Here is a 12,211-nt window from a genome sequence, read left to right as displayed (position 1 = left end):
AAAGCAGCGAAGAAACAATGTAGAAGCCACTATTTTTCAGTTTGTGGTAAACATCAGAAATAAAAAGACTAAATACCGTGGTCTTATTAAAAACCGGATGTGGGCCTTTGCCCGCGGAATGTGGATAAATCTAGTGAGGATAGCCAAAAATATGGAGAAAATGTGTCCATGGAGTCCGGGTAAAGGCCAAAACTCCGCATTTTCTGTGCTTTTTCACCTTTTAAACATCAAAGATTGTTTGATTTTCTCGTTTATCATGGAGCAAACAAAAAACCCCGAATTTGAAGACAAATATAAACTTCTCAGAGCTTAATAAAAATAGGCTTTTTAGAGGTGACTCAAAGTTCAAGATTCAAGGTTTGTGGAGTGTAGAGTCCTAAATAGAGTTGACCATTTTTAGAAGTTGGTTTTAAATTGGAATTTGGTGCTTGAAATTTGGTGCTTACTCCTTTGTACTTCTAACTTCGCACTTCTAAAATCTAACTTCGTTACTTACTCGCAAACAACCTCACATCTTCTTCACTTACTTCCTGACCTCCGAGAATTATAAGCCGTTCCACGACATTTCTTAATTCCCTGATGTTTCCGGTCCAGTTGTACTCCTTCAGTAAATTGAGGGCACCTTCAGAAAAGGTCTTTTGATTCACCCCCTGTTCTGTAGAGATCTTTTCGGCAAAGAAATTGACCAGTAGCGGAATATCTTCTCGCCGCTCATTGAGCCCGGGAACCTGAATGAGAATAACCGCCAGCCTGTGATAAAGGTCTTCACGGAATTTATTCTCTTCAATCTCTTTTTTAAGATCTTTATTAGTAGCCGCGATCACTCTTACGTTGACCTTAATGTCCTTATCACTTCCCACTCTGGAGATCTTACTTTCCTGAAGGGCCCGTAATACTTTGGCCTGGGCAGAAAGACTCATATCCCCTACCTCATCCAGAAAAATAGTTCCCCCGTTAGCGGCTTCAAATTTCCCTGCACGATCCTTATTGGCCGATGTAAATGCACCTTTGACATGTCCAAAAAGCTCACTCTCTATTAACTCTGAAGGGATCGCTGCACAGTTCACTTCGATCATAGGTCCGGCAGAACGATCACTTTTTTGATGCAGCCAGTGAGCTACCAGTTCCTTTCCTGAACCATTGGGTCCGGTGATAAGCACCCGTGCATCTGTCGGCGCCACTTTGTCAATAATATCTTTTATGCGTGAAATGGCTTCAGACTCCCCTATCATCTCGAGGTTCTTACCTACCTGCTTCTTTAATCTCGTATTTTCGACCACCAGTTCTTTCCTGTCGAGAGCATTCCGCACTGTATTCAGCAACCTGTTAAGATCTGGTGGTTTAGATATATAATCGAAGGCACCAAGTCGCATGGTGTTAACGGCTGTATCGAGATCTCCGTGGCCGGAGATCATAACAATGGGGATCTCTGGCTTCAGCTTTTTGACGGCTTCCAAAACTTCCACCCCATCCATTTTAGGCATTTTAATATCACAAAGGATTAGATCGTAATCCTGCTCCCTGATCTTTTCTATTCCTTCCAGACCATCGGCTGCCTCCTCCACCTCATAGGAATTATTCTCCTCGGTTAGGATCTTGATCAATACTCTTCTAATAGCTGCTTCGTCTTCTATTAATAAAATTTTTGGCATATTTTATATTTTGAATTTTAATCCACTGCGACCATAAAAGGTGTTGACCTTGTTGATCACATAGACATCATCTTTATTTGCATCTCTAAGACGTATATCGTTCATAAGGGTATGACCGGCATAGAGGTAATATACTAAATGTTTAGTAAAGTTATACTCATAACCCAGTCCTGCAAGCACAATGGTCATGGAAATATTTTCGGCTATCTTACCATTGGAAGGGAGCAGCCTGTTCTCCTGTATATTGGCAAAAAATCCGTCTAAAGTTGCGAAGGCCTGCAGGTGGTGCTTTTCGTTGAAAGAATATTTCAGATTAGACTTCGGAACACCTGCAGAATAAGACCATTTTGGAGAAATCTCCCGATAGTAATTAATTACGGGAAGCGGAAAAGGAAAACCTGAAGTGGTTGAATAATGCAGCCCCAGGATAAGTCGCCAGGGTTTTGCTGCTTCGGCTTCTCCTGTCTTATCTTTTATAAAAAAGAGGGAACCAGTATATAAAAGATCGTCTTTAATGGCTTTCCCTTCTTCAAAATTTGATGCCAGCATTCCTCCTGCACTGGCAGCAAATCTCCAGTCATTATTCAGGGGAAAAGTATATCCCAGGCTTAGCTGAAAGGATTGATAGCGATCCAGCTCTTCCATATTGCTGAAAGGGCTAAGGTCCTTATACTTGAAGTTTATATTTTCATATTCAATGCCGGGAACCAGGTAAGAACCTTCCCTGCCAACCTGAATCGGAAAATTGATGAAGGTCCTGAACCTTCGAAAGGAATTGTCTGAATCTGATTGAGGAAAATAGGTGTATTCAATCCTCCCGAGATCTGTTGACTGCGCCTGAATATTTCCGGAAGAAAATATGACCAGTGCGAAAAAGAGGAAACAGGGGTAGATTCTCATTTTTCGTTATTTTAATTATAAAGTAACGAATACTCTCCGCCTCTCCCTCTCAATAAAATCTTAATATTTTAGCCACTTATATAATTCCTTGTAACCTGGTTTCTTCCCATACATGAGAATTCCTATCCTGTAGATCTTGGCAGCCACCCATACCACTCCGGCAATGGTGATGATCAATATGCCAACAGAAATGGCCAGTTCCCACCATGGCACTCCAAAAGGAATACGCATAAGCATAACAATGGGTGAAGTTAAAGGAACCATGGAAAAAACAATGGAGACAATTCCATGCGGATTTTCTATAACGGCAAAAAAGCCTACATATATTCCCAGCATGAGCGGCAGTATCACCGGAAGCATGAACTGTTGCGTATCTGTTTCATTGTCCACAGCTGCACCAATTGCTGCATAAATCGCACTATATAAAAAGTATCCACCTATAAAATAGACCAGGAAACTCACCAGCAGTAATGCCATTGGCAGCCTTGCAATATCTATCACCAACTGTCTTAATTCATTGTCTGAAACCTGTTCCATGGCTTGTTGCTGGGGACCATGTAGAGTAAAAACATCGATGCCGGCAATGGCTGTAATTACGGTAAGCATGATCCCTCCAAGAATTACCCAGATAAGAAACTGTGTGATCCCGGCAAGAGATGTACCCAATATTTTTCCCAACATGAGGTGAATTGGTTTTACTGAAGAAATAATAATTTCAATGATCCTGTTGGTCTTTTCTTCAATGACACTCCGCATCACCATATTACCATAGATAATGATAAACATCATCAACAAATAACCGGCTGCCCCTCCAAAGAACATTTTTACATAGGTGGACATTTTGGACGTCTTCTCACCTGAAAAGTTTTGAATCCCTATTTCCACCTTTGCCTGTGAAGCTTCAATAAGATCTACATCTATTCCCTGAGCTAACAACTGCCGGTTCGTAAGTTTATCACTTATCGCTTTCTCCATCTGCGAGAGAAAACCAAAGGCAGGAGCTTCTTTTGCGAAAAATTGTATTTCGGGAATAGTATTTTCTTTTACAGCAGGTATATGAAGTAGCCCGTAATATTCCTTTTCCCTGACAATAGTTTTGGCAGCTTCCAGATCAATGGCAGAAAGATCTATAAATTTTACATCTTTTGAATCCCTAAAATCCTTTACAAATTGTCCACTCTCATCACTCACTGCCACCGTATGTTGAGTTTCGGCATTGAGATTAACCAGGTATGCAATAAGAACGATCATCCCTACCAGGATAAGCGGACTCAAAAAGGTCATTACAACGAAAGCTTTATTTCGCACTCTCGCCAGGTATTCCCTTTTAATGATCAGTTTTAAATTACGCATTTGAGGTGACGGTTTTTATAAAGATATCGTTTACAGAGGGGATCACCTCCACAAAATGGTTGACCTGTGCTTTTGAAGTGAGGTAAACCAATAGATCATTGGGAGATGCCTCCGGTTCTATTTTTATCTTGAGCTTAAGATCATCATTAATGCTCTTAAACTCTGTTTCAGAGATTTCAAATCTTTCTTCAAGTTCTTTTCGCAGCAATTCCGGTTCATTAGAAATCAGGCCCACTTCATAAGTATTGCTCTTATATTGTCGCTTGATCTCATTCACCTCTCCATCGAGAAGTTTGTGCCCTCTGTGAATAAGGGCAAGGTAATCACACATCTCTTCAACACTTTCCATACGGTGAGTGGAAAACAGAATTGTAGCTCCCTCCTTTCGCAACTGCAGGATCTCATCTTTAATTAGATTAGCGTTTACAGGGTCAAAACCACTAAAAGGTTCATCAAAAATAAGAAGTTTAGGCCGGTGAAGGACAGTTACAACAAACTGAACCTTTTGAGCCATACCTTTTGATAATTCCTGAATCTTTTTTCCCCACCAGTCCTGGATCTGCAATCTTTCGAACCAGTATTTCAGCCTCTCTCTGGCTTCAGCCTTTGAAAGACCTTTAAGTTGAGCAAGATATAACGCCTGTTCTCCTACCTTCATGGATTTATAAAGTCCGCGTTCCTCGGGTAAATATCCAATATGTGCGATATCATCCGGACGCAGGGGATGACCATCCAGCAACATTCTGCCGCTATCGGGCATTGTGATCTGGTTTATTATTCGAATAAATGTGGTTTTCCCCGCTCCGTTTGGACCGAGAAGGCCAAAAATGCTTCCTCTCGGAATTTCAAGGGATATATTGTTCAGTGCAGTGAAATCTCCAAAACGCTTCGAGACATTTTCTGCTACTAAAAGATGATCCATAAATGAACTTTAGGTAAATATAGAGAATTGAAGAAACTGCTCTTTTTTATTGGGAAGAAATTAAGGATTCCTTAAAATGTGAAAAGTGTCAGGTCCTAAAAGCAAAACCCACCCTTAATCGCTTAAGGATGGGAAAAAAATTGCTATGAAAAAGAAAAATTTACCACTAACCTGAATTAGTGATGCTCAAATATATGTAAAAATTTTTAACAATTCCAAATTATGTAAACATATCTTTAACTTTTTCAAAGAATGATTTGTCCGACTTTTCCGGCTTGGGTTGGAAATGTTCATCATTAGCCATACGTTCAAAGAAATCTCTCTGTTCTCTGTTCAGGGTTTTTGGAGTCCAGACATTTACATGCACAAGCAGGTCTCCCTTCCCATAGCCGTTAATGTTCGGAATACCTTTTCCGCGAAGGCGAAGGATCTTTCCTGACTGCACTCCCTCGTCTATCTTTATCCGTACTTTTCCCGATACAGTTTCTATCTCTCTGGATGTACCCAAAACAGCTTCAGACAAGCTTATATAAAGATCATAATGAAGATTATCCCCTTCTCTTTGCAGGAACGGATGCTCTTTTTCTTCGATTGCCACCAGCAGGTCTCCCGGCACTCCATTCCCGGGTGCATCGTTACCTTTTCCGGCAACTTTCAATTGCATACCTTCCACAACCCCTGCAGGGATCTTTATGGAAACCGTTTCCTCATTCATTACAAGACCTTGGGCATCGGCATTAACAGATTTATGGTCGATCATTTGGCCACTACCGCCACAGGTTGTACAGGGAGAAGCAGTTTGCATTCTTCCCAGAATGGTATTTGTAATCCGGGTGATTTGTCCCGTCCCGTTACAGGTTGAACAGGTTTTATATGTAGTGTCTTTATCCTGGATCTTACGCTTAACCTTTATCTTCTTCTCTACGCCATTGGCGATCTCTTCAAGGGTAAGCGCTACACGAATCCTCAGGTTACTACCCTTGACCCGGCGCTGACCTCCGCCACCACCAAAGCCGCCAAAGCCAGAGAAACCTCCGCCACCGCCAAAGGCGCCGCCAAAAATATCACCGAACTGGCTAAAGATATCATCCATGTTCATTCCGCCGCCACCACCAAAGCCGCCATTTTCAAATGCCTGGTGGCCAAAACGGTCATAGCGTGCACGCTTGTCTTCGTTACTGAGCACTTCATAAGCTTCGGCGGCTTTCTTGAACATCTCTTCTGCTTTCGCGTCCCCGGGATTCTTATCGGGGTGAAATTCAATAGCCTTTTTCCGGTAAGCTTTTTTTATCTCAGCCGTACTTGCGTTTTTACTAATCCCTAATATTTCGTAATAATCCTGTTTCATTGCTGTTTTGTGTCTGAGTATTTAAGATGATAAACTATTTGCCGGTCACTACCTTTGGATAGCGAATAATTCGGTCTCCCAGTTTATAACCTTTCTCTACTACGTCAACAACCTTGCCTTTTAATTTATCTGAAGGGGCAGGGATCTGGGTGATGGCTTCATGGATCTCGGCATCAAAGGCATCTCCTTCTTTCACTTCCATTTGCTCAAGCCCTTTTGCACGTAAGGTTTCCCGTAATTTATTATGAATAAGCTCTACACCTTTTAAAAGCTCTTTGTCATTTGCTTTTTTGATTTCATTGAGCCCGCGGTCGAAATCGTCAAGAACAGGAAGCATAGAAGAAATAACATCCTGGCCTGCAGTTTTGAATAATTCAACCCGTTCCTTACTTGTGCGGCGTTTGTAGTTCTCAAATTCAGCAAACAGGCGTAGGAACTTATCCTTTTCCTTTTCCAGGTCTGCTTTTAATTTTTCTTTTTCTGATGCTTCACCAGCCTCCGGACTATCTTTTTCATTTTCCTCATCCTTATGGTCGGCCTCCTCAATAGCGTCGTCAAGTATTTCCTCTACCTGATCTTTCAGGTTCTCATCTTGTGATATATTCTCTTCTGTATGATCTTTTTTACTCATTTCAAACAAATTTTATTCCGTGAGACATCAGGCAAAAGTACTGCCAAGAAAGCTTAAATGCCAAAATGTCACCAGAATCTTTTAATATAGATTTAGGAAAAAAGGATTGTTAAAATTCTAATTTTGCTCTCTTAATCATATTAAATATTAAAATGAAAAAAAGAGTTTTAAATTTCGTACTCGTAGCCGGAATCACCTTTGGAAGTGTAGCCTGTAAAGATGATAAGGCAAACCGCGTTCAGCCCGGTGAGGCACAGGAAGCCGCAGTAGCTTCAGGAGAAGCGGTAACCTATGAGATCGATACTACAGCATCAACTATAGAATGGCGAGGTACCAAACCTACCGGGGAACATAGAGGTACTATTGACATCCAGCAGGGCAGTCTATCCGCCACCAGTGAAAAAATCACAAGTGGTCGTGTAACTATAGACATGGAGTCACTCAAAGTAACCGATGAAGGCATGGATGACAAAGACAGAACAAGCCTGGAAAACCATTTGAAAGGTACTGTTGAAGGAAAGGAAACTGACTTCTTTAACGTAAGAAAATATCCTACAGCAACTTTTGAAATTACAGGAGTAACCGAAGAAAATGGACAAAAGATGCTTCAGGGAAATCTTACTCTAAAAGATTCTACTAAAAATATTCAGTTTCCTGTGAGTACAGATATTGATGACAACGAACTGACCCTGGAAAGTGATACTTTTACAATTGACAGAACAGATTGGGGTGTAAATTATGGCTCTAAATCTGTATTTGACAATCTAGGAGATAATTTTATAAGTGATGACATGGAATTGACCCTTAAGGTTACTGCCAAAAGAGCACAGTAAAATCAAATAATTCAGAAAAAAACCGGCTTAATTGCCGGTTTTTTTATGCATAATATCTCTGATAGCCTTCCGCAGATTTACATAATGAAAATCGAAACCTTTGTCTTCAATTTTTTTACTGCTTACTAACTGACTTCCCAGAACGATATTTGACTTATCTCCCATTGCCAGCTTAAGAGCAAATCCTGGCACCTTAGGCAACCATAATTTTTTATCAAGGGCTAAAGCAACTTCTCTTGTAAGATCCTCATTAGTCTTGGGATTTGGAGCAACCCCGTTATAAACACCTTCTAATCCCTGCTGAATAAGAAATAAAAAGATGCGGGCAAGATCGCTGATATGTATCCAGGATTGCCACTGTTGTCCCGAACCTAATGCTGCTCCCAGGTTAAATTTCACAGGTTTAATGATCTGCGGTAAAGCTCCCCCATCTGCAGCAAGAACAATTCCTATTCTCACCTTTGAAACAAAGATTCCGGTTTCCTTGATCTCATCGGCAGCCGCCTCCCATTTTCGGGTAACCTCACCGAGAAAATTACCTGCCACCTCCTGTTCATCTTCCTCATACATCTTCGTTGGTGAACTGGGATAAATACCAATAGCACTGGCTGAAACCAGCTGCCTCACTTCATGGGTATGCTCCTTTAAAAGCCGATGTAGTAACTGTAGAGAATCGATCCTGCTATCAAGGATCTTCTTTTTTGCAGAAGAAGTCCAGGGCTGAAAAACATTAGCCCCTGCAAGATTTATAATAGCCCCTACCCCTTCCAGGCAGCCCTCATCTATTTTCCCTTCCCCAGGATTCCAGTAAAAGCCTTTGAAAGTTTCACTTTTTTCTAATTTGGACTTACTGGTAGTAAGGTAATTGACGCTTATACCCTTCTCATGACAAAGTCGGGTAATCTCTGAACCCACAAGTCCGGTAGCACCGGTAATTAAAATGCGCATTTTTGTTTTAAGTTACAGGAAATATGAATTTATCAAAAGTAGATTATTAAAGGTTTAACAGCAAAACTTTCAGATCAGCCTTTAGTGGCACGTAACATTTCTCTTTTTCCGGGAGGACCGGGCAGGCGTTCCACTTCAAAACCTGCTGCCTGCATTGCCCGTCTCACATCACCTTTGGCCGAATAGGTTACTAATACACTTTTTTTCCTTAATGCTCTGAACATATTCCTAAACACCTCCTCGCTCCACAGTTCCGGCTGGACCCTTGGTCCAAAGGCATCGAAGAATATTAGATCGAATTCTTCCTTTGCTGAAATTTCATGAAAAAATTTCTTTTCCTTCTGAAGGCTGAAAAAGGACGAAATCTCCTCTCTTTCTTCCCAGCGTGAAGCATGAAGTTTTTCAAAAACTTCTGAAGCATTTTCTCCCGGAACAACCTCGGCATAGTCCAAAGCCGCTAATTCCCCGGCCGAAACAGGATATGCTTCCACCCCGGTATACTTCACCCGAACTTTTAATGCTTCGGCTTCCATATAGGTCAGTAATGCATTTAATCCGGTACCGAAACCAATCTCGAGAATATTCACTTCTTTGGATGAATTCTTTTCAAGATAGAAATGCAGACCGGTTTTTATAAAAACATGCAGAGCTTCCTGCACAGCGCCGTGTTTGGAGTGATAATGTTCATTCCAATCGGGCAGATAAATAGTATACGAACCGTCACCGGTTTTAATGATTTCCCTCTTCAAACTTACTTTTTGATCTTTACTCCATTGGCCAGGAAAGACAGCGTGATTTCGGGCGCGGTAATAGCATGAATTTCTTCGGAAGATTTTCCTGCATCTTCGGCATAATGCCTTTGATCTTCAACAGACATTTCAGTGACATAGGCCTTGCCTGCCATGACTACTTCGCTGTTCTCAATATCCTTCGGCACAAAAAAGCCATAATCTTTAAATTTTACCATCACCTCGCGACCGTCTTCCAGGGCTATTTTTATCCAGCAGCCTTTTGCCTTGCATACCGAAGCTACCTCTCCACGAAAGCTTACATTAAGGGTATCTCCTATTTCCAGGTCTTCATAACGCTCCTGCATCTGATAAGCTGAAAGTAAATTTTTCAATTCAACCTCCTCTCCTACAGAAAAATAAATGTCTTCTTTACCTGTATTTTTTTCCTGACCAAAAGCCGAAAAATTTATCATTAATGAAGATAATAGCAATAAAAGGTTGAAATTTTTCATAATGATCCTGTTAAAGGTTTAGAAAAATCAAATTAAGATAAAATTAGTTAAATCGCACCTTTAGAACCTGTATTTATTTCGGTAAATTTGCAGCAAATATACCACCATGAAAAATGTACCTCTCGCAATCGATGTAGTTGAAGCAAAGACTTCAAAGATAGATTCGGTTGATTTTGAAAATCTGATTTTTGGAAACGTCTTTGCAGATCACATGATGGAATGCGATTATAAGGATGGTCAATGGCAAAATCCGGTTATAAAACCTTATGGGCCCATTCAACTGGAACCTTCAGCAAAAGTTTTTCACTACGGGCAGGCCATTTTTGAAGGAATGAAAGCTTTTAAAGATGATGATGATGATGTATGGCTCTTTAGACCAATGGCAAATATTAAAAGATTCAATAAATCCTCAGTAAGACTTGCAATTCCCGAATTCCCTGAAGATCTTTTCCTTGAAGGACTTGAAACTTTACTGAATCTTGACCGCGACTGGATCAAAAAAGGATTTGGAAATTCACTATATATTCGTCCTTTCGTAATAGCTACGGAGACGGGAGTTTCTGCTTCCCCATCCAATGCCTATAAATTCATGATCATTTGTTCTCCAGCCAAAGCTTATTACAGTGGAGAGGTAAGAGTATTCTTTTCTGATAAATACAGCCGTGCTGCAGATGGTGGTGTGGGATACGCGAAAGCTGCAGGTAACTACGGTGCCCAGTTCTATCCTACCAACCTGGCCAAAGCAGAAGGTTACCAGCAAATTGTATGGACAGATGCCAATTCTCACGAATACCTGGAAGAAGCCGGTACTATGAATATCTTCTTTAGAGTTGGAGATAAACTTCTTACCGCCCCAACCAGTGATCGTATCCTTGACGGAGTAACCCGAAAAAGTGTTCTTACTCTCGCAGAAGAATATGGAATAGAAGCAGAAGTAAGAAGGATTACAGTTTCAGAAATTGTTGAAGCTGCTGAAAAAGGAGAATTAAAAGAGATCTTTGGAGCAGGTACTGCCGCTACTATTAATCCCGTGAAAGGATTTGGAAATAAAGGCAAGAGATACGAATTACCCGAACTTGAAAATTCTTATGCCTCCTTCTTTAAAAAGAAACTTATGGAGATACAGTACAACAAGACCGAAGATAAATTTGGTTGGAGATACCTGGTAAAGAAAGATTAATTAAATACTACGGGAATGCGAAAGGTCCTGTCGTGTTCCGGTTTTCCTGAAGCATTGGCGCGGTTAAATTTTAAATAGCCGCGCTTTTCTTTTGTCTCAAATTCAAGGTGGCCTTCAAACGGCACCCAATCTTCGGTCATCCAATCATTAGTTGCAGTAATGTACTTTTCGGCAATCCGGTTTCCATTTTCATCTAAAAGCTCGACCGGGGCACTGGCTTCGAAAAACCAATAGCCCTTTGCCTCTCCTTTAATCTCCAGAGGCGAGCTCACCACGGCATTCTCCCGTGGCTGCTCAACCCTTACAAGATCTCCAATTTCTTCACGGTCCCGCTTAGGATCTGTAAAATACAGGTTCTCTAAAATGGCATTTAAAGCTTCCTTTTTTTCTTCTGAAACATCTCCGTAAAATTTCATGGCATCACCACCTAAAGCATTACATTCTTCCATAGAAATTTCCTCTCCGGTATTTGCACTAAAACATTCGGCCCTAAAATTGTTCACCTCATAAAAAACATAGATTCCCCCGTATTCATTCCATACCTGCGGAGGAGAAAAGAATTTAAGACTTACAGCCCAGGCCTCCCCGGACTCCAGCAAATAAGCATAAGATTCATTGGGATCAATATTAAAATCAAGTTTCAGGCTGCTATCCCAATCTTTAAAAGATTTTCGCGGTCCTCCGGGTCCATCGACGCCATAGCCTTCCGGAAGCACAGCGATATATGCCATAGATGCATCATTATGGATACCAAACGGAGGTTCCTGCTCAATACTGCGGTCATAGAAGTTGATCACGGGTGCTTCTCCGGGGAGGTTACCTTCGTAAACTATAAAGCCTTCCGGAATTTTAGTCGAAAAATGCCATTTTTGAGAGGTATAGGTTTCCATGGTCATTGTAGTGTCCTGTTCGGGAGCTGCAGTTGTCTCCTCCTTCTCCCCGCTTCCGGCAGAATTTCGGCAGGAAAAAAGAAGCAGGCTTATAAAAATAATACTCATTAATCTCATCTCTACAAGGTAGAAAAATCTGAAGGAAGAGTCAAGTGTGGCCTTAAAGAGTGATCAGTGGTCAGTGGTCAGTGGTCAGTGGTCAGTGGTCAGTGGTCATATCTCCCCCGCTAAACAGCGGGACTACCGCGGAATATGACTGTAGAAGATTGTGTGCGGACAGCAAAAAAGCCCCAGCGGGGCGCAATATTAAT

General features: G+C 41.2%; 13 protein-coding genes. 3 read left to right on the top strand and 10 right to left on the bottom strand.

Translation table 11 applies throughout. The features are described from left to right. Nucleotides 1–313, top strand: a 313-nt coding sequence (locus tag G564_RS20505) for a hypothetical protein (protein WP_029037975.1), incomplete at its 5' end; no start/stop codon positions are given. A 175-nt stretch (nucleotides 314–488) separates the two neighbouring features. On the opposite strand, the gene G564_RS0112750 is transcribed toward G564_RS20505, so the two are convergent. The 6 genes from G564_RS0112750 to G564_RS0112725 all read right to left on the bottom strand — a co-directional run bounded on the left by G564_RS0112750 (nucleotide 489) and on the right by G564_RS0112725 (nucleotide 6,806). Continuing rightward, the gene (locus G564_RS0112750; RefSeq protein ID WP_029038004.1) at nucleotides 489–1,652 is read right to left on the bottom strand and encodes a sigma-54-dependent transcriptional regulator; all 1,164 of its coding nucleotides are present in this window, start codon (nucleotides 1,650–1,652) and stop codon (nucleotides 489–491) included. A gap of 3 nt (nucleotides 1,653–1,655) precedes the next feature. After that, on the bottom strand, nucleotides 1,656–2,552 hold the full coding sequence (locus G564_RS0112745) for a DUF6268 family outer membrane beta-barrel protein (RefSeq protein ID WP_037374010.1): 897 nt from the start codon (nucleotides 2,550–2,552) through the stop codon (nucleotides 1,656–1,658). Nucleotides 2,553–2,612: 60 nt separating this feature from the next. Then, nucleotides 2,613–3,905 (bottom strand): ABC transporter permease, encoded by a 1,293-nt coding sequence (locus G564_RS0112740; RefSeq protein WP_029038002.1) that lies wholly within the window; start codon nucleotides 3,903–3,905, stop codon nucleotides 2,613–2,615. After that, on the bottom strand, nucleotides 3,898–4,827 hold the full coding sequence (locus G564_RS0112735; RefSeq protein WP_029038001.1) for an ABC transporter ATP-binding protein: 930 nt from the start codon (nucleotides 4,825–4,827) through the stop codon (nucleotides 3,898–3,900). The genes G564_RS0112740 and G564_RS0112735 overlap by 8 nt, the downstream gene beginning before the upstream one ends. Nucleotides 4,828–5,047: 220 nt before the next feature. Next, the gene (gene dnaJ / locus G564_RS0112730; RefSeq protein WP_029038000.1) at nucleotides 5,048–6,175 is read right to left on the bottom strand and encodes a molecular chaperone DnaJ; all 1,128 of its coding nucleotides are present in this window, start codon (nucleotides 6,173–6,175) and stop codon (nucleotides 5,048–5,050) included. A 34-nt stretch (nucleotides 6,176–6,209) separates the two neighbouring features. After that, on the bottom strand, nucleotides 6,210–6,806 hold the full coding sequence (locus G564_RS0112725; RefSeq protein ID WP_029037999.1) for a nucleotide exchange factor GrpE: 597 nt from the start codon (nucleotides 6,804–6,806) through the stop codon (nucleotides 6,210–6,212). Nucleotides 6,807–6,958: 152 nt separating this feature from the next. Here G564_RS0112725 and G564_RS0112720 point away from each other — a divergent pair, with 152 nt between their 5' ends. Next, entirely contained in the window at nucleotides 6,959–7,639 is a 681-nt protein-coding gene (locus G564_RS0112720) for a YceI family protein (RefSeq protein WP_029037998.1), read from the top strand. Nucleotides 7,640–7,666: 27 nt separating this feature from the next. On the opposite strand, the gene G564_RS0112715 is transcribed toward G564_RS0112720, so the two are convergent. The 3 genes from G564_RS0112715 to G564_RS0112705 all read right to left on the bottom strand — a co-directional run bounded on the left by G564_RS0112715 (nucleotide 7,667) and on the right by G564_RS0112705 (nucleotide 9,830). Beyond that, the gene (locus tag G564_RS0112715) at nucleotides 7,667–8,587 is read right to left on the bottom strand and encodes a TIGR01777 family oxidoreductase (RefSeq protein ID WP_029037997.1); all 921 of its coding nucleotides are present in this window, start codon (nucleotides 8,585–8,587) and stop codon (nucleotides 7,667–7,669) included. Between the two features lie 74 nt (nucleotides 8,588–8,661). Continuing rightward, nucleotides 8,662–9,336, bottom strand: coding sequence for a tRNA (5-methylaminomethyl-2-thiouridine)(34)-methyltransferase MnmD (gene mnmD, locus G564_RS0112710; protein ID WP_029037996.1), 675 nt, complete (start codon nucleotides 9,334–9,336; stop codon nucleotides 8,662–8,664). A gap of 2 nt (nucleotides 9,337–9,338) precedes the next feature. Then, nucleotides 9,339–9,830, bottom strand: a complete 492-nt coding sequence (locus G564_RS0112705; RefSeq protein ID WP_029037995.1) for a DUF4920 domain-containing protein — start codon at nucleotides 9,828–9,830, stop codon at nucleotides 9,339–9,341. A 106-nt stretch (nucleotides 9,831–9,936) separates the two neighbouring features. On the opposite strand from G564_RS0112705, the gene G564_RS0112700 reads away from it, so the two are divergent. Beyond that, nucleotides 9,937–11,010 carry a branched-chain amino acid aminotransferase gene (locus G564_RS0112700; protein WP_029037994.1) on the top strand — a complete coding sequence of 358 codons (1,074 nt, stop codon included), beginning with the start codon at nucleotides 9,937–9,939 and terminating at the stop codon, nucleotides 11,008–11,010. On the opposite strand, the gene G564_RS0112695 is transcribed toward G564_RS0112700, so the two are convergent. Continuing rightward, complete coding sequence (locus tag G564_RS0112695; RefSeq protein ID WP_029037993.1) at nucleotides 11,007–12,008, bottom strand: Gmad2 immunoglobulin-like domain-containing protein; 1,002 nt, start codon at nucleotides 12,006–12,008, stop codon at nucleotides 11,007–11,009. The two genes, G564_RS0112700 and G564_RS0112695, sit on opposite strands and share 4 nt — an antisense overlap. Between the last annotated feature and the right edge of the window lie 203 nt (nucleotides 12,009–12,211).

This window comes from Salinimicrobium xinjiangense DSM 19287 (assembly GCF_000423585.1).
Lineage (GTDB): Bacteria > Bacteroidota > Bacteroidia > Flavobacteriales > Flavobacteriaceae > Salinimicrobium > Salinimicrobium xinjiangense.
The sequence above is the reverse complement of the archived record's forward strand: the minus strand, read 5'-3'. Positions and strand labels throughout refer to the sequence as shown.